This is a genomic window from Bradyrhizobium sp. USDA 4354, assembly GCF_054060315.1.
The window spans coordinates 4,208,702-4,231,940 of sequence record NZ_JBSSDC010000001.1 but is presented as its reverse complement, the minus strand read 5'-3'; the positions used below and the strand labels follow the sequence as shown (position 1 = coordinate 4,231,940).

The window sequence follows — 23,239 nt, the reverse complement described above, 5'->3', positions numbered from 1 at the left end:
GGTCAGGCCGCGGTCGACCCGAATTCGGGCACCGCATCCTTCAGGATGGTCCTGATGGTGGCGCGATCGTCGCGCGCGATCGCCTGCTCCAGCGCCGCGATCCATTTGCGCAGCGTCTGCATCGGCGGCTCGTTCGGCTGCGCGGCCATGATCCCGGCGACGCCGATCTCGCGGGTTGGTTCCTCCGAGGCGAACAGGATCTCGTGCAGGCGTTCGCCCGGCCGCATGCCGGTGAACACGATCTCGATGTCGTAGCCGGGCTGCAGTCCGGACAGGCGGATCATGCGCTCGGCGAGATCGACGATCTTCACCGGCTGGCCCATGTTGAGCACGTAGACCGAGACGTCGTGACGCTGCGTTCCGAGCGCATGCGTGGCCGCGGTAATCACGAGATCGCAGGCCTCGCGGATGGTCATGAAGTAGCGGACCATGTCGGGATGCGTCACGGTCACCGGGCCGCCGGCCTCGATCTGGGCCTTGAACTTCGGCACCACCGAGCCGTTCGAGGCCAGCACGTTGCCGAACCGGACCGAGATCAGCCGCATCGGCGGCTTGGCCGCGCGCGCCCCGGCGGCGAGGTCGTGGTCCAGCGCCTGGCAGTACATCTCCGCAAAGCGCTTGGTCAGGCCGAGCATCGACACCGGCTCGATCGCCTTGTCGGTCGAGATCATCACCATCGCCTCGGCGCCGGCCGCCACCGCGGCATCCGCAACGTTGATCGAGCCGAAGATGTTGGTCTTGACGCCTTCGCTCCAGTCGCGTTCGAGGATCGGAACGTGCTTGAGCGCCGCGGCATGAAACACGATATCCGGCTTGAACTCCGCCATCAGGCGCATGATGCGCTCGCGGTCGCGAATGTCGGCGATCCGCCCTGCGATCTCGGCTGCCGCGCCCTGCGCGGCAAGCGCCTCGGTGATCGCGTAGAGCGCCGGCTCCGAGTTCTCCACGATCAGGAGCCGCGCGGCGCCGAACGCCACGACGCGCTCGCAGATCTCCGAGCCGATCGAGCCGCCACCACCGGTGACGAGCACGGCCTTGCCCCTGATCAGGGCCTCGAGGCGCGCATAGTCGATCTTCTCGCTCGGCCGCAGCAGCAGGTCCTCGACCGCAACCGCGGTGAGCCGCGGCACGTCGCCGCTCTCCAGCGAGGGCATCCGGTTGACGATCACGCCCAGCTTGCGCGCCCGCATCAGGATCGATTCCGGATGGGCCTCCGGCTCGAACGCCGACGGCGTCATGATGAGGCGCGCGATCGGCTTGTTGCGCTTGGCGAAATCGGCGATGACGTCCTCGACGTCGTCGATGCCGCCCAGCACCGGCACGGTGCGGATGAACTGGCCGCGGTCGGCGCTCGACGGCGACAGTACGCCGACCGGCCAGATCCGCTTGATCGCCCCGCTCTCGATTCCGCGCAGCAGCACCTCGGCATCCGCGGCGCGGCCGATCAGCAAGGTCGGCGCAGCATCATCGGTCCTCGCATGACGGCGCACCCGCGTATAGCGGAAGTAGCGGTAGGCCATGCGCAGCGCGCTGAGGAAGGAGATCTCGAGAAACCAGTAGAGGACGATCGTCACCTTGCCGAGGAAGAAGGCGCCGCGGACGTTGGGGGCAACGAGGATGTAGTCGAGCACGAGCAGGGCAACCGTGAGCACGGTCGCCGCGCGAATGATGTTCAGCGCGTCAGGCAGCGAGATGAAGCGCCATTTCGTCGTGGTCAGATTGCAGAGGAAGAGCACGACCACGCTGAAGGCGAGGAAGTAGGGCAAGATCTGAAACAGCAGCGGCAAGCGGGCGTAGAAACCGTCGCCACCCTCGAATCGCACATAGAAGGCGGCAAAAAGCGCCGCCGTGGTCGCCAGCAGGTCGTGGAGCGCGATCAGGAAATTGCGCAAGGTGAGATGCGAAAGACGCGTCATCCGCCGACCGATGAAAACCCAGTGAGATGCAACCTGACCGCGCTGATAGCCCATCTGGACAAGACTTGCCAGCCGCGCGACCGCTCAGGGACCGCCTTCCCCCATCTTCGCCCCGGCCTGTTGTGCCCGGATCACCATGCCGCCGGCCACGCCGACGCCGATGACGTACATCCAGCCCTCGTGGAAATCGAACAAATGCGAGTTGAACAGCGAGGTGAAGACGTTCTGCACCACGACCAGGAGCCCGATCCAGTTGGCAAGCCCGTCGCCCCGGAACAACAGCAGATGCAGGATCCAGATCGCGTAGAGGACTGCGACGCCGATCACGCCCCATTGCACCGCAACGTTCAGCGTCTGATTGTGCGGGTTGCCGATCACTTCGGCGGAGGCCTTGTACTGACCGGCGGGCGTCGCGACGCGCTCGAACAATCCGCGCGTGGAGCCGGTGCCGTGCCCTGCGATCGGCGCCTCCGCGAAGAAGCCGAGCGACTTCCGCCAGAATTCGAGCCGCAGGCCCAGCGAGCTCGGCTCGCCCTTTTCCATGTAACGCGTGTAGTCGTCGGAGAACCTCTCGGCGGTATGGCGCAATTGCGGCGAGGCCTGCCAGGCGAGAACGGCGCCGACGAGCAAAGCAACGGAGATGAGTGCGATACTGCGCCATTTGAGGTGAAGCAGCGCGAACACGCCGAACATGATCGGAATGGTGACGAGCGCGGTGCGTGACACCACCACGAACGTCATATTGATGAAGAAGCTCAGCGCAAGCGCCGCAAGCAGCCCGGCGAACCAGTAGCGCTTCTCGCGCACCAGCGTCACGATCGGATAGGCAAGCGCGACCGCGCAAAGCGTGAATTCCTGGCTCTGGTCGATGTAGTTCTTGACGAAGATGCCGCGTTCGGCCGGATCGGTCTTGAGCGCGAGGTGCGGGTAGAAGGCGACCAGCCACGACATCACCGACAACAGCGCGCAGGATACGAGGAAGGCGACGAAGACCCACCGGCCGCGCGGCGAGCGCTCGAAATGATAGAGCAGGACCGGCAACACGAGCAGCTTGATGGTCGGATTGACCGCATAGAAGCGCGCGCCCCACGGGGCATCCGACCACAGCGTCCCTAGCAGCGCGAGAACGACCAGCGCGATCGGCGCAATGCAGATCGGACGCTTCAAGGACTGCAGGAAGTCGCGCAAATCCAGGAACGGCACCATGCAGAGCAGCATCAGCGCGTTGAAGATCCCCGCAAGCGATGTCGACCAGGGCAGCGAGGCCGCGGTCAGGATCGCAAACAGATCGACCGTCTCACGCCAGGCCGCCGGACTGCGCAGGCGCCGCCGCAACATCTGGCCGGGGGTCTCGCGGGCAAGCGCCGTCACTTGCCGCCTCCCCGCGCGCGATGAACCAGCGCCGTCGTGCTGAAGCCCTGGAGAATGTCGACCAGCACGACCGTTCCGCCCGCGGCTTCGACGACCTCGTGGCCGACGACCTGCTCGCGGGTGTAGTCGCCGCCCTTCACCAGCACACCGGGCTTGATCCGGGTGATCAGGTCGATCGGCGTGTCCTCCGCGAAGATGACGACGAGATCGACGGCCTCGAGCGCCGCGAGCACCTCGGCACGCGCGCGCTCGTCCTGCACCGGACGATCGGCGCCCTTCAGCCGCCGCACCGAGGCATCGCTGTTGAGCCCCACGATCAGGCGGTCGCAGGCGGCGCGCGCCGCGGTCAGCACCTTGACGTGACCGGGATGGAGGATGTCGAAACAGCCATTGGTAAAGCCGACGCGGTGACCCTGCCTCTTCCATTCGGCGAGCTGCGCATCGAGCGCTGCCGGATCGAGCACGATCTTTTCCTCGGCCGCAAGAGTGGCATGCGGCAGGATCTTCCGCCGCAGCTCGGCCGTGTTCACGCTGGCGGTGCCCTGCTTGCCGACAGCGACGGCGGCGGCGGCATTGGCCACGCGCAGCGCCGTATCCCAGTCCGCGCCGGCCGCCAGCGACACCGCGAGGGCGGCGGCGACGGTGTCACCGGCCCCGGAGACGTCGCGCACCTTCACCGGGAAAGCCGGAACGTGTACGGCCCCGCCATTGCGCGGCACCAGCGTCATGCCGTGCTCGCCCTGCGTGACCAGGATCGCCTCGCAATCGGCGAGCCGCATCACGTCCTCGCTGGCCTCGACGATGCTCTGCACCGTCTCCGCGCGGCTGCGGGTCGCTTCCGCAAATTCCTTGCGGTTGGGCGTGAGCAGCGTGGCGCCGCGATAGATCGCCCAGTTCAGGCTCTTGGGATCCACGATCACGGGCTTGCCGAGCTTTCGCGCGGCATCGATGGTGTGGCGGATCACGCGCGCCGTCAGCACGCCCTTGGCGTAGTCGGACAGCAGCACGATGTCGGCGCGCGCGATCTGCGGCAGGATCGCGTCGATCAATTTCGTTTCGACGTCATCGGACGCAGGCAGCGCCTGCTCCCAATCCGCGCGCAGCATGTGCGTGGAAAAATGCTCGGAGACGAAACGGACTTTTCGCGTGGTCGGCCGCGAGGGGTCGCACACCAGCACGCCTTCGATCCGGGCTTGCTCATTGAGCGCCGCCTTGAGCCGTGCACCGGCCTCGTCCTCGCCGACGAGACCGACGAAGATGCAGCGCGCGCCTAGCGAAGCGATATTGCGCGCGACGTTGCCCGCGCCACCGATGTGGATCTCGCTGCGCTGGGCGGCGATGACAGGCGCCGGCGCTTCCGGCGAGATCCGCGACACCTCGCCATAGACGAACTCGTCCAGCATGATGTCGCCGATGCAGAGCACCGTGCGGCCTGAGATGGCTTGCGCGAGGGCATCGAAATCGAGAATGGGCGTCGGCATGGTCCAAAGGGCCTCAGCGAAAGCGATCGGGCCGGTCGAGATAATCCCCGACATAGGCCTTCACCGCGTCCTCGAGCGTCGTGAAGCCGCCGTTATAGCCGGCGCGGAGCAGACGATCGACCTCGCTCTGGGTGAAATACTGGTAGCTGTCGCGAATCTGCTCGGGCATGTCGATGTATTCGATGTTGGGCCTGGTGCCGAGCGCCGCATAGGCAGCCAGCATGAGGTCCTTGAAGCTGCGCGCCTTGCCGGTGCCGACGTTGAACAGGCCGGACACCGACGGAGTCGCCAACAGCCACATGATGACGCGCACGACGTCGTCGACATAGATGAAATCGCGGCGCTGGTCGCCGTGCTCGATGCCCTCGCGATGCGACTTGAACAGCTGCACGATGCGGCCAGCCCTCACGTCATCGAAGCGCCGCGCCAGCACGCTCATCATCGAGCCCTTGTGGTACTCGTTCGGGCCAAACACGTTGAAGAATTTCAGGCCGGCCCATTGCGGCGGGAGCCGGTCGCCGCGCGCAACGCGCTCGGCGACGGCGAGGTCGAACAGGTGCTTGCTCCAGCCGTAGAGATTCATCGGCCGCAGTTTCTTCAGCGCCGGCAAAGAGGCGTCGTCGTCAAAGCCTTCCATGCCGTCGCCATAGGTCGCCGCCGAGGATGCATAGATGAACGGCACCGCGTTCATCGTGCACCAGTCCAGAAGGCGCATCGACAGGCGGAAATTGGTCTCGATGACGAGGTCGCCGTCGGTCGCTGTGGTTGCGGAAATCGCCCCGAGATGGATCATGGCGTCTAGCTTGCGCCCCTTCAGCCAGTCGAGCAGCTCGGCCGGGGGAACGATATCCACAAGCTGCCGCTTGGCGAGATTGCGCCACTTGCCCTCGGTGCCGAGCAGGTCGCAGACCACGACGTCGCTACGGCCGGCCTCGTTCAGCGCGGCCACGACATTCGATCCGATAAAACCGGCCCCGCCGGTCACCAGCAACATTCCACCTACCTGCCCGATTTTCTTAAGGCCCGACCCTGCCGTAGCGCATCATCTGCCAAAGTGTAAGCATTTTGGGCAGGCGCTTTCTGGACTCGCGCTCTCCCTGCTTTACGTCCCGGCCCGGAGCGGCTAACCGAACCGCCACATCAGCTCGCCTTCGGTCCTATTAACGAATGAATCAAGATTCGCAACTTAGTGGAGATGCAGATCGGGACGACACACGCCCGATCCTGATCATTCCCTACATGTGGATCGGCGATTTCGTCCGGAATCACACCGTGGTGCGGGTCCTGACGGAGCGCTGGCCGAATCGGCCGGTCGATCTCCTCACCACGTCGCTGTGCGCCCCGCTGGTCGATTACATGCCCGGCGTGCGCGCTGGCATCGTCTGGGACATGCCGCGCAGTCGGCTGGCCGTGGGCCGGCAGCTCGGCCTGGCAGAACTCATTCGGAAACGGAGCTACGGCACCGCCCTGGTGCTGCCCCGGACCTGGAAGGCCGCCATCGCGCCTGCGCTGGCCGGTATTCCTGAACGGGTCGGCTTCGTCGGCGAGTTCCGGTTCGGGCTGCTCAACCGCTGGCGCTGGGGTGAGAAGAAGCTGCCCCGCTTCATCGACAAGAACGCCGCCCTGGCCCAGCCCGACGGCGCGCCCCTGCCGGCGGAATGGCCGGTGCCGCAACTGCGGGTCCCGGCCGAGGAGGTCGCCCGCTGGCGCCAGGCCAATGGCCTCAGCGCTGGCGCGGCGGTGGCGCTCGCCCCCGGCTCGGTCGGCGTCTCCAAGCGCTGGACCTATTATCCGGAGGCCGCCCGCTTGCTGGTCGAGCGCGGCCTCGAGGTCTGGGTGGTCGGCGGCCCCGCCGAGAAGGGTCTTGCCCAGGAGATCGTCGCCGCCGGCGGCCCGGGGACCGCTGGCGGCCCAGGGGTGCGCGATCTCACCGGCAATGATTTGCGCAACGGCGTCCTCGCCATGGCCGCGGCGGGCGTTGCGATCTCCAACGATTCCGGCCTGATGCACATCGCAGCCGCCCTGGGCACGCCGACCATGGGCATCTTCGGTCCCACCAGCCCCTACCTCTGGGCCCCGCTGAACGGCCTCGCGGCCACCGTGGTCCAGGACAAGAGCGTGCTGTCCTGCCAGCCCTGCCAGAGCACGATCTGCAAGATGAACGACCACCGCTGCATGCGGGATATTGCGGCGGCGGAGGTGGTGGGGATCGCGCAGAGGGTGTTGGGGGAGGCGGGGGCGAGGGCAAAGACGTAAGTGGTGAAAGGCCTATGGGGAATCCATCCACGCGTAGTCTTGCCTTGATTTCAACATAGGGTGCCTTCCGCTCCTTCGCCCTTAATATGGCGCGCTCCAAGTTTTCTTTCGGAAGGCCTTCGTCATCTTCAATTTGCGCGTCGCTTACGCCATCATCAAATTCAATGTCGACGAAAATTCGTTCGTTCGCATCCTGATCCAACGGGAGTTTCAAACGATAGTATATCGATAACCTCCGGAACGAGCCGGGCACCTTTGGTCGTTCACATCTGCACGTGTCTTGTCCTTAGTTTCGGCTTCCAGTGCACCGGTGACGACGACCATGCATTCTTCTTTGGCGGCCCATCCGTAAAGGCGCGCCCCAGCAGGATGAAATTTCCAAACGCCCTTATTGGTCGGGCGCATTCTTTTCAGATCGCCGCCGCCAGGTCTCTCGGAGCAGCGCAGATCACAAAACATTTGTTCAATGTGCTCTCCAATGGTTTTGCCACCAATCTTGAGATCTTCATCATGCAGGGGATCGGTATCAAACCAGTTCCAAAAAGAGGGCTCTATCCAAAGCTGCCGGATTGGTTGCCTGGTTTCCCAATCAGGGAGTTCATAGAGCTCCAGCCCGGCCCCTCGTAAAGCATCCTCTACTGTTGCCATATAAGTCAACAACTGTTAGTAACAAGTTATCGGGAATGATTTACGCCTAATAGGAGTGTCACATTATTGCTACTAGAAGTTGGCCACTAGAACAACTAAAGGCGGTATAGCTCTCCTTCAGGTTTGACGCTTGTGGCCGGCTCCACCCGGCAAAAACAAAGTCCGAAACCGATGACGGCACGGGCTCGACGAATTTTGACTGGTTCTTGGAGGCAATTTCCCGCCTCTTTCAAGCGGGCATTCCATCGGCCCCAGCCTTCCCGCCCATCCCGGGCGCTGCGGCGACGCCGCTCTTGCGCATCCTCCGTCAAATCCTCAATCTCGCCGGTGGTGCCGACCATGACGGCTGCACCGCTCAACGGCGCTTTTCGCGCCTCTTGGCATTCTTTAGCCGAGTGCTTAGCGGTAAGCTTCGCAAGGGAGCGGCAATGCGCACGTTTGGGATTTGGGTTTTCGGGCTGTTAGCCAGCGCCATCTTCGGCGGCCTGATTGGCGACCGGCTCTATACTGGCATTGGCACAGATGGTGGGTTCTTCGGGATTTTGGCCGGAGCGTTCGCGTTTGCCTGCATGAGGCTTTGGCTCGGCCAACCGCGTCAAAATTCAAGCTAAGACACAACCGAGCTTTTGGGACGATACCTGTCTAGCACTGTTTTGCCCGACGGGTCAAATCGACTTCGCAAAATCCGCAAGAGACCGCACCGGTCGCCAAGCCGTTGATTCCGTTATCCCCGGCTACTGTGCATGGGGTTGTTTTGCGAGTTTTTTTGTCGCGATGGCGAAAACCGACGTTCAGAGCAGCGACCAGTAGACCGCGCCGATGCGCGCCGCCTCGGCATCGAGGCTGAACTTCTCGAGCACCCGCGCCCGCCCGCGCTCACCCATTGCGGTCGCCGCGGCCACATCGCGCATCAGCGGCTCGAGCGCGGCGACCAGTGCGTCGGCATCTCCCGTCGGGATCAGCACGCCAGTGACGCCATCTTCGACGACAAGCTCCGCCGCGCCGGCGCGTGCGGCGACCAGCGCGCTGCCGGCCGCCATCGCCTCGATCAGCGTCAGGCCAAAGCCTTCGTTGCGTGACGTGAAGGCGTAGATCGTCAGGCGCTGATACCAGCGCTGCACCGCTTCGATCGGCAGTTCGCCGGTGATGACGATGCGCGATTGCAGGTTGGCTGCTTCGATGCGCTTCTTCAGGTCATTGGCAAAAGGAGTTTGCTCGGGCGTGACCTGACCGACGATGACGGCGGTGAAGTCAGGATAGCGCGGCAGCAAGCGGCACATCGCATCGACGAACACATCGGTGCCCTTCTGCGCCCGCACGCGGCCGAAGCAACCGATGGCGTAACGGCCCGGCAACGCGGCTTCCGCGAAGGCAGCAGTGCGATCGATCGGCGGCGCATAGATGTCGGTGTCGACGCCGTGCGGGATTACCGTCGCCTTCACCTTCAGGAACGAGGCCGAGAGATCTGATGTCGCGATGATCGCATCCATGCGCCGGATCAGCCAGCGCGTGATCCAGCTGTGATGCCGCTGCGCCGCCGAGGTAAACACGAGCTTGAGCGGCCAGCCAAGCGCGCGCAACACGACGCCCGCGATCATCTCGTTGTTGCGGCGCGCATGCCAGATCACGGGCCGCCTGCGACCCCACAGTTTCAGAAAATCGGCAACGCCGAGGCGCGCGATCCCCTCCGGCGCGTCCGAGCCGAACCAGGCCGCGCGAAACAGCTTTGCCAGCCGCGGCGCCACCATCCGGTTGGTCGCGGTGACCCCGGAATAGCGCCTGTGCAGATTTGGCACGATCACTTCGAGATCATCGGGGGGATTGGCCACGTCACGCTCCGTTTAGCAGGCCCCCTATACGCAACATTAAGCATAGTGACCAGTTCAGCCGCGCCGATACCCCCTCTTCACCACGCAAGCGCTAGTTTGCGCGTTGATCGAAGACGGGTGAGATCATGACTGTGCTAGTCACCGGCGGTGCCGGCTACATCGGAAGTCACACGGTCCTGGCGCTGGCGGAAGCCGGCGAGGACGTCGTCGTGATCGACGATCTCTCCACCGGTTTCTCCGCTTACCTGCCCGAAGGCGTGCCGCTGTTCATCGGCGATGCCGGCGATGAAAACCTGCTCGAAGGCGTGATCGCCCAGCACGATGTCGAGAGCATCATCCATTTCGCAGGCTCGGTCGTCGTGCCGGACTCGATGCGCGATCCGCTCGGCTACTACCGCAACAACTTCATGACCGCGCGCAACCTGCTCAACGTCGCAGTCAAGCGCGGCATCGGCCGCTTCATCTTCTCCTCGACCGCCGCGGTCTACGGCAATCCGGACCAGGTGCCGGTGCCCGAGCACGCGCCGACGCGGCCGCTGTCGCCTTATGGCTCGTCGAAGCTGATGACCGAGATCATGCTGCACGACGTCGCCGCCGCCTACGGCATGCGATATGTGACCTTGCGTTACTTCAACGTCGCCGGCGCTGATCCGCAGGCGCGCATTGGGCTCGCCACCGTCGGCGCCACACATCTGCTCAAGATCGCGGTGGAGGCCGCCACCGGCCAACGCGCCAAGATCGACGTGTTCGGCACCGACTATCCGACCCCGGACGGCAGCTGCATCCGCGACTTCATCCACGTCACGGACCTCTCGCAGGCGCATCGCTCGGCGCTGGCCTATTTGCGCAATGGCGGTGCCTCGACGACGCTCAATTGCGGCTATGGCCGCGGCTATTCGGTGCTGGAGACCATCGACGCGGTGCGCCGGGTGTCGGGCCGCAGCTTCGCCGTGCAATACGCCCCGCGCCGGCCCGGCGACATCATGACCATGGTCGCCGACACCAGCCGCATCCGCAGCCTGCTCGACTGGCGGCCGCAATACGAGGACCTTGAGACCATCGCGGCCCATGCGCTGGCCTGGGAGGACAAGCTGTTCCGCGAGCGCCACGGCGAGCTCCGCCACGCTGCCTCGGCCTAGAATCATCCCAAGCGCAAGCCCTTAATTGGACTTGAAAAACCCGGCTTGAGCGGGCACAGAGGCCCATCGATCCCTGACGCGCGGGCAGGATTTGTCCTGCGCCGTCAATGGACACCGGATGGCCCAGTTTCCAAAGAAAATCACCGACGATCCCTACGCGGCAGCGGTCCTGATTCGCCGCCTGGTCACGGAACAGGGCGTCGTCTACTGGCGGCGCTACCTCGTTGCCTTCGCGCTGATGGCGCTTGCCGCCGGATCGACCGCGGGCGCAACCTATGTGCTTGGCCAGGTCATCAACCAGGCCTATGTCGACAAGAACATCCCGGGCATCGCGATGTTCTCAGGGCTGACGGTCGCGCTGCTCTTCATCAAGGGCGTGGCGACCTACGGCCACATGGTGATCCTGACCAAGATCAGCAACGCCATCCTCGCCACCAACCAGCGCCAGCTGTTCGCCAAGCTGATGCGCGAGAGCGTCGGCTTCTTCTCCGAGCGACATTCGTCCGAGTTCCTGGCGCGGCTGACGGCCGGCGCGAAATCCATCACCGATGTCCTCAACATGCTGGTCAACGCCATCGGGCGCGACCTCCTGATGCTGCTCGCCATGATCGGCGTGATGGTGTGGCAGGATCCGCTGATGTCGTTCATCGGCCTCGTCGCGGTGCCGCCGGCGATGCTGGTGCTGCGCAAGCTGGTCAAGCGCATCAAGGGCCTCGCCTATAACCAGTTCACCGGCACCGCCGACATCATGGAGACGATGCAGGAATCGCTGCAGGGCATCCGCACCGTCAAGGCCTTCACGCTCGAAGACACCATGCAGAAGCGCATCGACGAGAACATCGCGATCGTCGAGCGCAACGCCAACAAGATGGCCCGCGTCGCCAACCGCTCCAATCCGCTGATGGAGATGCTCGGCGGCTTCGCCGTCGCCGGCTGCCTGATGTATGGCGGCTACGCAGTGGTCGCGCTCAACGCCACGCCCGGCGCGTTCTTCTCCTTCATGACTGCGTTCCTGATGGCGACTGAGCCCGCCAAGCGGCTGGCCCGGCTCAACATCGACCTCAACAGCCAGCTGGTCGGCGCGCGCATGCTGCTCGAAGTCGTCGACAGCCCGGCGAGCGAGCAGTCCGACGACGACAAGCCGGCGCTGAAGCTCTCCGATGCCCGCATCGAGCTGCGCGACGTCAGCTTCGCCTATCGCTCGGGCGAGACCGTGCTCAACCGCATGAGCTTCACAGCCGAGCCGGGCAAGGTCACCGCGCTGGTCGGCCCGTCCGGCGGCGGCAAGTCGACCGTGCTGGCGCTGCTGCTGCGCTTCTACGAAGTGACACAGGGCGACATCGTGATCGACGGCCAGTCGATCTCGTCGGTCTCGCGCAAATCGCTGCGGGCGCAGACCGCCTATGTCGGCCAGGACGTCTATCTGTTCCGCGACACCATCCGCAACAACATCGCCTTCGGCAAGCCGGGCGCAAGCGAGGACGAGATCATCGAGGCTGCGAAGGCGGCCTGCGCGCATGACTTCATCATGGGCTTCCCGCTCGGCTACGACACGCCGGTCGGTGAGCACGGCACGCAGCTCTCCGGCGGCCAGCGCCAGCGCATTGCGGTCGCGCGCGCGCTGCTCAAGAACGCGCCGATCATCCTCTTGGACGAAGCCACCGCCGCGCTCGATTCCGAATCCGAGCGGCAGGTGCAGGAGGCGATCGAGCATCTCTGCCAGAACCGCACCACCATCGTGATCGCGCACCGCCTGCACACCATCATGCACGCAGACAGCATCCTGGTGGTCGAAGGCGGCGAGATCGTCGAGCAGGGCCGCCATGACGAGCTGCTCCGCCGCGGCGGCCGCTACGCCTCGTTCTTCCGCCTGCAACATCGCGACGCCGGCGCTCTGGCGCCGATCAGCGCAACAGCATAGAGTTCCTCATCAACCTCAAGAGCAGCGAGACCGCTACATGAACGCCGCCTCCTACGTCATCCCGCTTCCGCCCCAGGCTTCGCTTCCCGTCGTCGGCGAGAGCGGCCGTTATCCGGTGCGCCGCATCTGGTGCGTCGGCCGCAACTATCTCGAGCACATCCGCGAGATGGGCAATGACGAGCGCGCCCCGCCGTTCTTCTTCGCCAAGCACGCCGACATGCTGGTGCCCGATGGCGCCACCATCCCCTATCCGCCGCTGACCAAGGATCTGCATCACGAGGTCGAGCTGATCGTCGCGATGAAAAGCGGTGGTCTGAACATTCCCGCCGACAAGGCGCTGGACCACGTCTACGGCTACGCCGTCGGCATCGACCTCACCCGCCGCGACCTGCAGATCGCCTCGCGCAAGAAGGAGCGCCCGTGGGAGATCGGCAAGTCGTTCGACTATTCCGCGCCCTGCTCCGCGCTGCAGCCGGCTTCGAAGATCGGCCACCCCTCCAAAGGCAAGATCTGGCTGACGGTCAACGGCAAGGAAGCGCAGAAGGGCGACCTCACCGAACTGATCTGGAACGTGCCCGAGATCATCTGGCAGCTCTCGCAGCAGGTGAAGCTCGCCGCCGGCGACATCATCATGACGGGCACGCCCGCCGGCGTGTCGCAGCTCCAACCCGGCGACAAGCTCGAATGCGGCGTCGACGGCGTCGGCACGCTGAAGGTGAGCATCGGGCAGCCGGAATAAGCCGCAGAACATCTCGAAATCGAAAGGCCCCGGACAGGTCCGGGGCCTTTGCATGTCGATCGCGAAGGAAGCCGATCTACCAGGCCTTCACCGACCGATTGGCATGGCTCGCCTGCGGCACGCCGCGATTGAGCGACATGTGCGAATGCACGCACAGCCATCCATCGCCATTTCTTGAAAACACCATCGTCGCCCGGCCCGGTCGCGGAAACGCGCTACCATCGGAGTGATAGCCCGTGCTCGTCCACGGCGCGATCACAGTCGCCATCGCGCCATCGGCGGACGCCAGAACAGAGGTCTGCTCGAGGACGAAACGAAAGTCACTCGTCTTAGGCCAGACGTTGTCCCATTGCGTCTTGACCCATTGATCGAGGCCGGGAATGACATCGTTGTGCGTGCCGAAGGCAAGCACGTCGGGATGGAAGAGTGGCCGCGCCGAAGCGTAGTCGACCTCGCGGACATAGCCCGCGAAGGTCTCCAGCCAGTTGCGGAAGAACTGCGTGATCTCTGCGTTAGCGATCGGCAAGGGCGCCATTGCCTGGATCATTCACCGCAGCGCCGACAGCACGATCAGTCCGAGGATCAGCGCCGTCAGCGAGTATTTCAGCGTGTAGTAGATGTTGCGGTTCCACTCCTTGACCTTGCGGCTGGCGAGATGGATCTCGTAGAGCTTGCCGAACACCTTGTTGAGCACGCCGACATTCTCGCCGTCGACGTTCTGGGTCGCCGACGCCTTGACAATGTGATGGCTGACCCAGCGGTTGATCGCGGTCATGAAGCCGAACTTCATCGGGCGCTCGACGTCGCAGAACAGGATGATGCGGTTGACGTCGGTCGCGTTCTCGGCGCTGTGGATGAAGGTCTCGTCGAACATGAAGGCTTCGCCGTCGCGCCAGACGCATTCGACGCCGTCGACGAGAATCCGACACTTGTTCGAATTCGGCGTGACCAGGCCGAGATGATAGCGCAGGGAGCCCGCGAAGGGATCGCGATGCGCCCCGAGCTTGCCGCCCGGGGGCAGCATCGCGAACATCGCGCCGTGCACGCTCGGGATCGCGTTCAAGAGCTCCACCGTCTTCGGGCACAGCGTGCGCGCCGAGGGCAGGAAGTCGTCGTACCATTTCAGGTAAAAGCGCTTCCAGCCGCTCTTGAAGAAGGAATAGAAGCCCCAATCGTTGTTCTTGGCGGCGGCGCGGATGAAACCTTCGTCGAACAGGCGCACGGCTTCGTCGCGAATGGTCTCCCAGTTCTCGCTGAGCGGCTTCAGCTCGGGAAACTGATCGACCGAGATCACCGGCTTGTTTGGGACCGCCGACCCCGCATACATCAGCACATTGTACGGTGCGAGATAGGTCGAGTGATCGCCGAGCTGGCGCGCGAAGCGCAGCCGCTGCTTGCCGCGGAAGTGAACGTAGATCGTCGAGGCCGCCAGCACATAAAGAATGACGAGTTGCGGCGCAAAAAGCTGTTTCAACATTTCCCCAATCCCAAGTGACCCAGCCGGGGTGTCGTGTAGCCCGACCCGGCCCGAGCAGCAAGATATTCACCTGTGGGTTGCAATCACGCCGGAGAGAGCAAGGGGATGGAACTTGGGGCCAAACCGGGCCCGAATCAGGCCCGCGACAGCGCCTGAAGGCCCTTGAACGTCAGCCGCTTGGGATCGGTGACGCCGGCCAGGTAGAGTCGGCGGATGAAGGCGATAACGGCGTCGCGGTCGCAATCGGTCAGCGCGACGACAGCATCGACCGCGATTTTCTGGGCTTCCATTAGGCTCACCTCGGCCTTGCGAGTAACCCGGCCGGTACAGGCTAGGACTCAGCCGTTAATCCGGCGTTAACCGTCGGGCAGGATGGCCGATTCAGACGGGCGGCCAAATACGCAATAACACTGGTGGGCCGGACGCACCGCTCGCCCCCACCCGCGATGATATCCTGATTCCGATGCGCGCTATTCGGCGCCGGACATTCTCGCATTGTGTGTCAATGATTTCAGCAATTCGGCCTGCTGTCGCACCAACTCACACTGCTTTCGCACATGTGAACTCGACAACTCGATCCACTGCGAGAGCGTTCTCACGCGGCTCAACTCGCGCGCATACTGCAGCGTCGCGCCTGCATTCACTTTCATCAATTCGAGCACGACAGCGTGGCACTCGGCGGCAGCTCCGTCCAGGACGTCACTTTCCGGAGTGGCAATATCCTTCGTATATTCGAACGCTGTATGCACGCCTAACTTCATTGCCTCGAGAGCACGCGCCTGCATCGCGTTGGCGATCTCCACGGCAAGCGCGGAGGTGTTGCCGGCACTTTGGAATTGCGTCGAAGGCAACTCCACCTTGGTAGACGGGCAGGTCCCGGCGCTGTCGATTACCGCGGGAATGGTCGTATCCGCAGGCATCTTTCGAGCAGACATCTTTCGAGCTGGCGTCTTTCGAGCAGGCCTCTTGGCCGCCCGCTCGCTCCGGTGTCCATCGCCCGCTGGGATGGCGACCGGATTCGGCGGCGTCCCCAAAAGGCTCTCGTCGATGGTACGACTCACGACCGCAGTCAGATCCACCAGCGACCGACGTCTGGCGCGCACCCCATCAGCAGGCTGTCTCGACTGCGCTTTGCCCATAACGATTCGACTCCGTGAAGATGTGCTCCGAAATCCACCGCCACAGCCCGACGATCTCGTCCGAGGCTTTTCCCTCCGGTGCAAACTCGGTAACGCCCAAGCCTACCCCCAAAGCATCCTGGTGGTCGTTGCGCTGTCCGATGAAGGGGAGAGCAAGCACGCCAAGCGAGTTGAGCGACGTGGCAGCTTCACTCAGGCGGCACCCCCGCGTGGGCGTCTGATTGAGGATGAAGGCAAATCGGCGGTTACCCCTGCGAATGGCCAACAGCGTAGGAATGGCGGCTTCGATATCGGCCAGGCTCGGACGCGCCGGAATGAGACAGAGGTCGGCATTGCTGATGGCACGCATCGCCAAGGCGTTATTCGTGGCGGCCGTGTCGATGATCGCGAGCCGAATCCCTTCAACCTGGAGCCGAGATAGCACCGGCTCGATCTCCGCCGGATCGGCAACGCACTCGACAAGGGGAAAGCAATTCTCGCGACGCTCCTTCCATCTCGAGATGGTGCCCTGCGCGTCCGCCTCGATGAGAGCGACTCGCTCCTCGCGTTCCATTGCGGCCACCGCAAGCCCGACAGCCAGCGTACTCTTGCCGCTTCCGCCTTTTTGCGTGACCAGAGCAAGCACGTGCACGTCCCGCGCTCCCATCAATGCCAGCGACGCGGAACTCAGGCGCTGTCGGAAGTAAATTGCATGCGACGCAACAATACTACTTCAAGTCGCGGTTCGGCTCAAGCGATCGGCGGGTTCCCCCGACAATATACGGCGATCAGGAATACTTCATCACACCATCGTCGATCCGGCCGAAGCGCAACGAGACGATGTCGAGCGCGTAATTCTGGTACAGCCGCCAGGGCCGCTTTGAGCCCTGCTTCGGCATCTTCGCAATCGAGCGCTGCACGTAGCCCGAGGTGAAATCGAGCGAGGGCTGGAGGGTGACCTCCGGGTCGGCATTGTGCGGCACGCACTGGCGGAAATTATGCCGGTCCATGTAGTTGATGAGCCGGCAGACGTATTCGCAGGTGAGATCGCATTTCAGCGTCCAGGATGCGTTGGTGTAGCCGAAGGCAGAGGCCATGTTCGGCACGTCGGCATACATCATGCCCTTGTAGGTCAGGGCATCGGCGAAATTGACGGCGCGGCCATCGACGCTGACCTCGAGGCCGCCGACGACCTGGAGCACCAGCCCCGTCGCCGTCACGATGATATCGGCGGCAAGCTCGCGTCCATCCTCGAGGCGGATACCGTCGCGCGTAAAGGTGTCGATCTCGCTGGTGACGACGGCGGCGCGCTGCTCGCGGATCGCCTTGAACAAATCGCCGTCGGGAACGAGGCACAGCCGCTGGTCCCAGGGATTGTAGCGCGGCGTGAAATGGGTGGCGACGTCGTAGTCGGGGCCGAGCGCGATTTTCACGCCCTTGAGAATGAGGTCCTTCACCTTGGCCGGTCGGCGCCGGCTGAGCTGGAAGAAGAACATCCCCCACATCACGTTGCGCCAGCGGATCAGGTGATAGGCGAGCCGCGCCGGCAGATTGCGTCGCAATTTGTTGGCGAGGGGATCCTGCGCCGGCCGCGATACCACATAGGTCGGCGAGCGCTGCAGCATGGTGACGTGCGCAGCCTTCTTGGCGAGCTCCGGCACCAGCGTCACCGCTGTGGCGCCCGAGCCTATTACGACGACACGCTTGCCCGCGTAGTCGATGTCCTCGGTCCACTTCTGCGGATGCACGATGCGGCCGGCGAAATCCGCCGCGCCCTTGAACTCCGGCGTGTAGCCAGCTTCGTACTTGTAATAGCCCGAGCACATGAACAGGAAATTGCAGGAGAAGCGCACGAGCTCGGTTACGCCCTCACCCGTGGTGCGCTCGGCCTCGACGGTCCAGCGCGCATCCGACGTCGACCACGCCGCGCGCTTGACGCGGTGATGATAGCGGATGTGCTTGTCGATGCCATTCTCGGCTGCAGTCTCGCGGACATAGTTCAGGATCTGCTGCCCATCGGCGATCGCCTTCGGATCGGTCCACGGCTTGAACGAATAGCCGAGCGTGAACATGTCGCTGTCGGAGCGGATGCCGGGATAGCGGAACAGGTCCCAGGTGCCGCCGATGCAGTCACGCCCCTCCAGGATGACATAGCGCTTGGCCGGACACTTGGTCTGCAAATGATAGCCCGCGCCGATGCCGGACAGGCCGGCACCGACGATGAGGACGTCGAAATGTTCTTGCATGGTTTCCTCCGCTAGCGAGGATTGTCCGCCCGCCGCCGCTGGCCGTCAATTGGCAATCAGCCGTGCCGCAACTGCAAAGCGAGTTGAATTCCATGCGCTGAAACGACAAAGCCCCGGATCGCTCCGGGGCTTCGCATCGATGGTCGGTCGAACCGGTGGCTCAGTAGCGGTAGTGATCGCTCTTGTACGGGCCTTCCTGCTTCACGCCGATATAGTCGGCCTGGTCCTTGCGCAGCTCGGTGAGCTTGACGCCGATCTTGGCGAGGTGCAGGCGGGCGACCTTCTCGTCGAGCGTCTTGGGCAGCACGTAGACCTTCTTCTCGTACTTGCCGTCCTTGTTGTTGGCGAACAGTTCGATCTGCGCCAGCGTCTGGTTGGTGAAGGACGCCGACATCACGAAGGACGGATGGCCCATCGCGTTGCCGAGGTTCACGAGGCGGCCTTCCGACAGCATGATGATGCGGTGCTTGTCGGGGAATTCGATCTCGTCGACCTGCGGCTTGATGTTGGTCCACTTCAGATTGCGCAGCGACGCGATCTGGATCTCGTTGTCGAAGTGACCGATGTTGCAGACGATGGCGCGATCCTTCATCGCGCGCATGTGCTCGATGGTGATGATGTCCTTGTTGCCGGTCGCGGTGACGAAGATGTCGGCGCGGGGCGCGGCGTCTTCCATGGTCACGACCTCGTAGCCTTCCATCGCGGCCTGCAGCGCGCAGATCGGATCGACTTCCGACACCATGACGCGGCAGCCGGCCTGGCGTAGTGAAGCCGCCGAGCCCTTGCCGACGTCGCCGAAGCCGGCGACCATCGCGACCTTGCCCGACAGCATCACGTCGGTGCCGCGGCGGATGCCGTCGACCAGCGATTCACGGCAGCCATAGAGGTTGTCGAACTTCGACTTGGTGACGCTGTCGTTGACGTTGATGGCGGGGAACAGGAGCGTGCCCTTGTTGGCCATCTCATAGAGGCGGTGCACGCCCGTGGTGGTCTCTTCCGAAACGCCCTTGATGTTCTTGGCGATCTCGCCGAAATAGCCCTTCGGCTTCTCCTTCAGCAGGCGCTTGATCAGCGCGTAGAAGATCTCCTCTTCCTCGGAGCCCGGCTTGTCGAGGAAGGCGGTATCGCCGTTCTCGGCGCGGACGCCGGCATGCACCAGCATGGTGGCATCGCCGCCGTCATCGAGGATCATGTTCGGCGTGCCGCCGCCATGCCAGTCGAACAGCTTTGCGGTGTAGTCCCAGTATTCGGTCAGCGTTTCGCCCTTGACGGCGAAGACGGGAATGCCGGCGGCGGCGATCGCGGCCGCGGCGTGGTCCTGGGTCGAATAGATGTTGCAGGAGACCCAGCGGATGTCGGCACCGAGGGCGGCGAGCGTCTCGATCAGCACCGCGGTCTGGATGGTCATGTGCAGGGAGCCGGCGATGCGCGCGCCCTTCAGCGGCTGCTTCGGGCCGAACTCCTCGCGGGTGGCCATCAAACCGGGCATCTCGGTCTCGGCGAGCGAGATCTCCTTGCGGCCGAAATCGGCGAGCGAAATGTCCTTGACGATGTAATCGGTGAAGCCGGGCTTCGCGTTCATTGGAGGTTCCTGTTTGTTGACTCGTCATTCCGGGGCGCTGGTGAAACGAGCGAACCCGGAATCCTGAGGTTCGAGATTCCGGGGTCGCCGCTGTCGCGGCACCCCGGAATGACGCAAGAGAACTAGAGCGCGCGCTTGAGCTGCTCGACGAGGTCGGTCTTCTCCCAGGAGAAGCCGCCCTCGTTGTCGGGCGTGCGGCCGAAATGGCCGTAGGCCGAAGTGCGCGCGTAGATCGGACGGTTGAGGTCGAGATGGGTGCGGATGCCGCGGGGCGTGAGATCCATCGCCTGCGCCGCCGCCTTCTCGAGCTGGTCCTCCGGCACCTTGCCGGTGCCGTGGGTGTCGATGTAGATCGACAGCGGGCGCGCGACGCCGATGGCGTAGGCGAGCTGCAGCGTGCAGCGGTCGGCAAGACCGGCGGCAACGATGTTCTTGGCGACGTAGCGCGCGGCATAGGCCGCGGAGCGGTCGACCTTGGTCGGATCCTTGCCGGAGAACGCACCGCCGCCATGCGGGGCCGCGCCGCCATAGGTGTCGACGATGATCTTGCGGCCGGTCAGGCCGGAATCGCCGTCGGGACCGCCGATGTAGAACTTGCCGGTCGGGTTGATGTGCCAGATCGTCTTCGGCGTGATCCAGTCCTTCGGCAGCGCCTCGCGCACATAGGGCTCGACGATGTCGCGCACCTGCTTGGAGGTGAGGTCCTCGATCAGATGCTGGTGCGAAACCACGATCTCGCGCACGCCGACCGGCTTGCCGTTCTCGTACTGCACGGTGACCTGGCTCTTGGAATCCGGACCGAGCACTTTCTCTTTGCCGGAGTGACGGGCTTCGGAGATCAGGCGCAGGATCTTGTGGGCGTAGAAGATCGGAGCCGGCATCAGATCGGGCGTCTCGTTGGTGGCGTAACCGAACATGATGCCCTGGTCGCCCGCGCCCTCTTCCTTGACCTCGCCCGGCTGCAGCGCGTCGACGCCCTGGGCGATGTCGGCCGACTGCGGGTGCAGCAGGATTTCGATGTCGCAGGTCTTCCAGTGGAAGCCTTCCTGCTCGTAGCCGATGTCCTTGATCGCGCCGCGGACGACGCCCTCGATCTGCTCGTTGGTGACCGACTTCGGACCGCGGGTCTCACCGGCGATCACCACCTTGTTGGTGGTCGCGAGCGTCTCGCAGGCGGCGCGGATCTGCCAGGGATCGATGCCCGCCTTCGGCCCTTCACGATAGAACAGATCGACGATCTCATCGGAGATCCGGTCACAGACCTTGTCCGGATGGCCCTCGGACACGGACTCGCTGGTGAAGAGATAGGACGCGCGCATCAGTAACCCCTTGTTCCGCCGCTAGCCGGCGGGCGTTTGCGATGTTTACTCTTGATGATGTCAATCACGCCGACGCGAGATGACGTAGGATTCGTCGAGAAACCAGAGCCCATTGTACTTTCGCAGCACGTCCCTGGCGGCATCCAGAGTGCGGCCGTTTTGAGTCATTTCCGTCAACCGGTCGTCCTCAATCTGAGCGACATACACCGCCGCATTCCACGCTGCAAAGGCCGTCGAGGTACCGATGGTGCCGGTGACCTCGTTGGGCAGCGCTTCCATATCATACCTGAAGATCGAACGGTTATCCGCGTAGGCATTAAAATTTAAGTCGCGGCCCACCGATCCAAGTTCATACTTAACTGCACGCAGTAGCTCATGACGGCTGACTGAGAAAGGATTTTCTCCGGGCCAGATCGCCCGGATCATTTCCATGCCCGGATCCTGGCCATGGGAGTGGATTCCGATCAGCCTGCCGCCCGGCCGAAGCGCCCGCGCCAGGGGCGCAATGATCCGCTTGGCTCGGAAATTGACCGAGGACAGCGCGCGGTAGGGCTGGGATGCGATAACGAGGTCGAAATTGGCTTCGGTCTGACCCGGCCGCGGAATGGTCGAATCCAACAGGAATCTATGGTCTTCGCGATAGAGCACGAGGACGACGGGCCGCTCGTAGAGCGGCATGGCCGTGCGTGGGCTGATCGCAGCGCGCCAGTTCTGCTCCAAAAACGGCCTCAGCTCCGCGATCTGCTGCTCGAACTCGCCCGATGAAGCGCCGCGGAGCGGCACCTCGTGCCAGACAGTGGCAGCCGCCGCAGCAGGCGACGCCGGCGTGAGCCAGGGCGCCTCCGCGTAAAACATGTTGGTGAAGACGAATACCGACGCCGGATGCTCGAAAATGCGGTCCGGGACCTTCTCCAGCGTCAGCCGCAGGTCCTCGAGGCTGAGCTCCTTGCCCGCGACATAGAAGGGCATGTGCGGAAAGCGCTGGTGCGTTGCGCGCAGCACCCGCGCCAGCACCGTGCCGTCGCCGACACCCGCGTCGAACAGGCGCAGCGCCGGCGGGCGCGGATGGATGGAGGCAAGCTCCAGCGCGACCCGGTCCGCGATCACCCGCTTTTCGCTGCAGGTATGGACGAACAGCAGGTATTTTTGGCGATTCTCGAAGAAACGGAAATTGCCGCGCGGGTCTCGCTTCTCCGGCGGCACCTGAAGCCCCCGCGGCGGCGGCAGGCCGCCCGTCGTCGATGCAGCAATATAGGCCTGGATCCGCTCCAGCGTGTCGATGGTGATACGCTTTCCCTCGCGCAGGCGATGCACCAGCTTCCCATCATTCACCGCACGCCGGCCGAAGGTCGATTCCGCCATGTCCGCCTTGCGGCAGAACTCGGTGATCTGGCTCAGGATTTCGTCGTTTTTCATGAGTGGGAAAATGTTGGGCAGGCCAGTTGGGTCCTACGTCTTAGCAAATTCTGCCCACTCAGGGAATAGCATATGCGGGCGCCGCATGCCCCCCGGGGAGCCGTGACCCCCTGCGCCTCGCCAGACAACAAACAAGCGCTTCTCCTCTCGCATGAGACCATCGCCATGCGTCGCCTTCTCGTCGCGCGCTGGCCTATGAGGCCAAGGGCGACTACGCCCACGCCCTTGAGGACTACGAGGCGACGCTGGCGATCGTGGCCTCCGACGCCGGCAGCAAGGCCAACCAGGCCATGGACACGATCATGGCCGGCCTCGACGACCAGGTCCGCACCAACATTTTGATCTTCGATGCCTGCAGCAACAACCCGATGGCGCAGCAGGTCGCATCTGCCGGAAACAATCGCGGCATCGAGGGTGCCTCGGGCCTCGCAGCGCCAACGAGTCTCGGCACCGGTGCGACATCCGGCACGCTGATCGCATTCGCGACCGCGCCGGGCCAGGTGGCGCTTGACGGCGAAGGCGCCAACTCGCCGTTCTCCGCCGCTCTCTCGCGCCATATCGGCACCCCCGGGCTGGAGGTGCAGCAAATGCTGACGCGGGTGCGGGCCGAGGTGGTCTTGACCACGAAGAACAAGCAGGTGCCGTAGTCGAATTCGTCGCTGCTGGGCGAGGTCTATCTGGCGGAGAAGTGAAGTTCTCTCGCGCTCCGGACGCAGCGCAGCGCTTCTTCAGCGGTGCACTGCAGAGCCGGGGCCCATGCCACCGAGCGGCAAGTATAGCA

20 protein-coding genes and 1 pseudogene are annotated in these 23,239 nt (G+C 63.9%); 6 read left to right on the top strand and 15 right to left on the bottom strand.

Annotated features, from left to right (window positions below):
* Positions 1 to 2: 2 nt before the first annotated feature.
* From ACVIIV_RS19270 to rfaD, 4 genes are all read right to left on the bottom strand, one after another.
* Positions 3 to 1,916 (bottom strand): SDR family NAD(P)-dependent oxidoreductase, encoded by a 1,914-nt coding sequence (locus ACVIIV_RS19270; protein WP_456745570.1) that lies wholly within the window; start codon positions 1,914 to 1,916, stop codon positions 3 to 5.
* 84 nt (positions 1,917 to 2,000) lie between these two features.
* Complete coding sequence (locus ACVIIV_RS19265) at positions 2,001 to 3,287, bottom strand: O-antigen ligase family protein (protein ID WP_456745569.1); 1,287 nt, start codon at positions 3,285 to 3,287, stop codon at positions 2,001 to 2,003.
* Entirely contained in the window at positions 3,284 to 4,768 is a 1,485-nt protein-coding gene (gene rfaE1, locus ACVIIV_RS19260; RefSeq protein WP_456748775.1) for a D-glycero-beta-D-manno-heptose-7-phosphate kinase, read from the bottom strand. The genes ACVIIV_RS19265 and rfaE1 overlap by 4 nt, the downstream gene beginning before the upstream one ends.
* Positions 4,769 to 4,781: 13 nt before the next feature.
* Entirely contained in the window at positions 4,782 to 5,762 is a 981-nt protein-coding gene (rfaD, locus tag ACVIIV_RS19255) for an ADP-glyceromanno-heptose 6-epimerase (RefSeq protein ID WP_456745568.1), read from the bottom strand.
* A 173-nt stretch (positions 5,763 to 5,935) separates the two neighbouring features.
* On the opposite strand from rfaD, the gene waaF reads away from it, so the two are divergent.
* Positions 5,936 to 7,024: a lipopolysaccharide heptosyltransferase II gene (gene waaF / locus ACVIIV_RS19250; protein ID WP_456745567.1), complete on the top strand. Its 1,089-nt coding sequence runs from the start codon at positions 5,936 to 5,938 to the stop codon at positions 7,022 to 7,024.
* Between the two features lie 210 nt (positions 7,025 to 7,234).
* Here the strand turns inward: waaF and ACVIIV_RS19245 are convergent, their stop codons facing one another.
* The gene (locus ACVIIV_RS19245; protein WP_456745566.1) at positions 7,235 to 7,684 is read right to left on the bottom strand and encodes a hypothetical protein; all 450 of its coding nucleotides are present in this window, start codon (positions 7,682 to 7,684) and stop codon (positions 7,235 to 7,237) included.
* Between the two features lie 194 nt (positions 7,685 to 7,878).
* On the opposite strand from ACVIIV_RS19245, the gene ACVIIV_RS19240 reads away from it, so the two are divergent.
* Positions 7,879 to 8,283, top strand: coding sequence for a hypothetical protein (locus ACVIIV_RS19240; protein WP_456745565.1), 405 nt, complete (start codon positions 7,879 to 7,881; stop codon positions 8,281 to 8,283).
* 180 nt (positions 8,284 to 8,463) lie between these two features.
* Here ACVIIV_RS19240 and ACVIIV_RS19235 read toward each other — a convergent pair whose 3' ends face one another.
* Positions 8,464 to 9,501, bottom strand: a complete 1,038-nt coding sequence (locus tag ACVIIV_RS19235; protein ID WP_456745564.1) for a glycosyltransferase family 4 protein — start codon at positions 9,499 to 9,501, stop codon at positions 8,464 to 8,466.
* Between the two features lie 125 nt (positions 9,502 to 9,626).
* On the opposite strand from ACVIIV_RS19235, the gene galE reads away from it, so the two are divergent.
* From galE to ACVIIV_RS19220, 3 genes are all read left to right on the top strand, one after another.
* The gene (gene galE, locus ACVIIV_RS19230; RefSeq protein ID WP_456745563.1) at positions 9,627 to 10,640 is read left to right on the top strand and encodes a UDP-glucose 4-epimerase GalE; all 1,014 of its coding nucleotides are present in this window, start codon (positions 9,627 to 9,629) and stop codon (positions 10,638 to 10,640) included.
* Positions 10,641 to 10,758: 118 nt separating this feature from the next.
* Complete coding sequence (locus tag ACVIIV_RS19225) at positions 10,759 to 12,561, top strand: ABC transporter ATP-binding protein (protein ID WP_456745562.1); 1,803 nt, start codon at positions 10,759 to 10,761, stop codon at positions 12,559 to 12,561.
* Positions 12,562 to 12,598: 37 nt separating this feature from the next.
* Positions 12,599 to 13,300 (top strand): fumarylacetoacetate hydrolase family protein, encoded by a 702-nt coding sequence (locus ACVIIV_RS19220; RefSeq protein WP_456745561.1) that lies wholly within the window; start codon positions 12,599 to 12,601, stop codon positions 13,298 to 13,300.
* A 76-nt stretch (positions 13,301 to 13,376) separates the two neighbouring features.
* Here ACVIIV_RS19220 and ACVIIV_RS19215 read toward each other — a convergent pair whose 3' ends face one another.
* The 9 genes from ACVIIV_RS19215 to ACVIIV_RS19175 form a co-directional block, all read right to left on the bottom strand.
* Positions 13,377 to 13,835 carry a YybH family protein gene (locus tag ACVIIV_RS19215; RefSeq protein ID WP_456748774.1) on the bottom strand — a complete coding sequence of 153 codons (459 nt, stop codon included), beginning with the start codon at positions 13,833 to 13,835 and terminating at the stop codon, positions 13,377 to 13,379.
* Between the two features lie 12 nt (positions 13,836 to 13,847).
* Positions 13,848 to 14,777, bottom strand: a complete 930-nt coding sequence (locus ACVIIV_RS19210) for an aspartyl/asparaginyl beta-hydroxylase domain-containing protein (protein ID WP_456745560.1) — start codon at positions 14,775 to 14,777, stop codon at positions 13,848 to 13,850.
* Between the two features lie 134 nt (positions 14,778 to 14,911).
* Positions 14,912 to 15,067: a hypothetical protein gene (locus ACVIIV_RS19205; RefSeq protein ID WP_014493894.1), complete on the bottom strand. Its 156-nt coding sequence runs from the start codon at positions 15,065 to 15,067 to the stop codon at positions 14,912 to 14,914.
* 180 nt (positions 15,068 to 15,247) lie between these two features.
* The gene (locus ACVIIV_RS19200) at positions 15,248 to 15,916 is read right to left on the bottom strand and encodes a phasin family protein (RefSeq protein ID WP_456745559.1); all 669 of its coding nucleotides are present in this window, start codon (positions 15,914 to 15,916) and stop codon (positions 15,248 to 15,250) included.
* Positions 15,885 to 16,541: a nucleotide-binding protein gene (locus tag ACVIIV_RS19195; protein WP_456745558.1), complete on the bottom strand. Its 657-nt coding sequence runs from the start codon at positions 16,539 to 16,541 to the stop codon at positions 15,885 to 15,887. The genes ACVIIV_RS19200 and ACVIIV_RS19195 overlap by 32 nt, the downstream gene beginning before the upstream one ends.
* 142 nt (positions 16,542 to 16,683) lie before the next feature.
* Positions 16,684 to 18,141: a flavin-containing monooxygenase gene (locus ACVIIV_RS19190; protein WP_456745557.1), complete on the bottom strand. Its 1,458-nt coding sequence runs from the start codon at positions 18,139 to 18,141 to the stop codon at positions 16,684 to 16,686.
* A 160-nt stretch (positions 18,142 to 18,301) separates the two neighbouring features.
* Complete coding sequence (gene ahcY, locus ACVIIV_RS19185; protein WP_456745556.1) at positions 18,302 to 19,723, bottom strand: adenosylhomocysteinase; 1,422 nt, start codon at positions 19,721 to 19,723, stop codon at positions 18,302 to 18,304.
* Between the two features lie 122 nt (positions 19,724 to 19,845).
* Entirely contained in the window at positions 19,846 to 21,042 is a 1,197-nt protein-coding gene (gene metK / locus ACVIIV_RS19180; RefSeq protein ID WP_456745555.1) for a methionine adenosyltransferase, read from the bottom strand.
* Between the two features lie 60 nt (positions 21,043 to 21,102).
* Complete coding sequence (locus ACVIIV_RS19175) at positions 21,103 to 22,458, bottom strand: hypothetical protein (RefSeq protein WP_456745554.1); 1,356 nt, start codon at positions 22,456 to 22,458, stop codon at positions 21,103 to 21,105.
* A 290-nt stretch (positions 22,459 to 22,748) separates the two neighbouring features.
* Between ACVIIV_RS19175 and ACVIIV_RS19170 the strand changes: the two are divergent.
* Positions 22,749 to 23,105 (top strand): annotated as a pseudogene (locus ACVIIV_RS19170) (caspase family protein); the annotation flags it as partial.
* Positions 23,106 to 23,239: the final 134 nt, after the last annotated feature.

Bases quoted from the DNA above. Each gene is read 5' to 3' on its own strand.
- ACVIIV_RS19270 (WP_456745570.1), bottom strand. From the start codon at position 1,916: ATGACGCGTCTTTCGCATCTCACCTTGCGCAATTTCCTGATCGCGCTC.
- rfaE1 (WP_456748775.1), bottom strand. From the start codon at position 4,768: ATGCCGACGCCCATTCTCGATTTCGATGCCCTCGCGCAAGCCATCTCA.
- rfaD (WP_456745568.1), bottom strand. From the start codon at position 5,762: ATGTTGCTGGTGACCGGCGGGGCCGGTTTTATCGGATCGAATGTCGTG.
- waaF (WP_456745567.1), top strand. From the start codon at position 5,936: ATGAATCAAGATTCGCAACTTAGTGGAGATGCAGATCGGGACGACACA.
- galE (WP_456745563.1), top strand. From the start codon at position 9,627: ATGACTGTGCTAGTCACCGGCGGTGCCGGCTACATCGGAAGTCACACG.
- ACVIIV_RS19225 (WP_456745562.1), top strand. From the start codon at position 10,759: ATGGCCCAGTTTCCAAAGAAAATCACCGACGATCCCTACGCGGCAGCG.
- ACVIIV_RS19220 (WP_456745561.1), top strand. From the start codon at position 12,599: ATGAACGCCGCCTCCTACGTCATCCCGCTTCCGCCCCAGGCTTCGCTT.
- ACVIIV_RS19215 (WP_456748774.1), bottom strand. From the start codon at position 13,835: ATGGCGCCCTTGCCGATCGCTAACGCAGAGATCACGCAGTTCTTCCGC.
- ACVIIV_RS19210 (WP_456745560.1), bottom strand. From the start codon at position 14,777: ATGTTGAAACAGCTTTTTGCGCCGCAACTCGTCATTCTTTATGTGCTG.
- ACVIIV_RS19205 (WP_014493894.1), bottom strand. From the start codon at position 15,067: ATGGAAGCCCAGAAAATCGCGGTCGATGCTGTCGTCGCGCTGACCGAT.
- ACVIIV_RS19200 (WP_456745559.1), bottom strand. From the start codon at position 15,916: ATGGGCAAAGCGCAGTCGAGACAGCCTGCTGATGGGGTGCGCGCCAGA.
- ACVIIV_RS19190 (WP_456745557.1), bottom strand. From the start codon at position 18,141: ATGCAAGAACATTTCGACGTCCTCATCGTCGGTGCCGGCCTGTCCGGC.
- ahcY (WP_456745556.1), bottom strand. From the start codon at position 19,723: ATGAACGCGAAGCCCGGCTTCACCGATTACATCGTCAAGGACATTTCG.
- metK (WP_456745555.1), bottom strand. From the start codon at position 21,042: ATGCGCGCGTCCTATCTCTTCACCAGCGAGTCCGTGTCCGAGGGCCAT.
- ACVIIV_RS19175 (WP_456745554.1), bottom strand. From the start codon at position 22,458: ATGAAAAACGACGAAATCCTGAGCCAGATCACCGAGTTCTGCCGCAAG.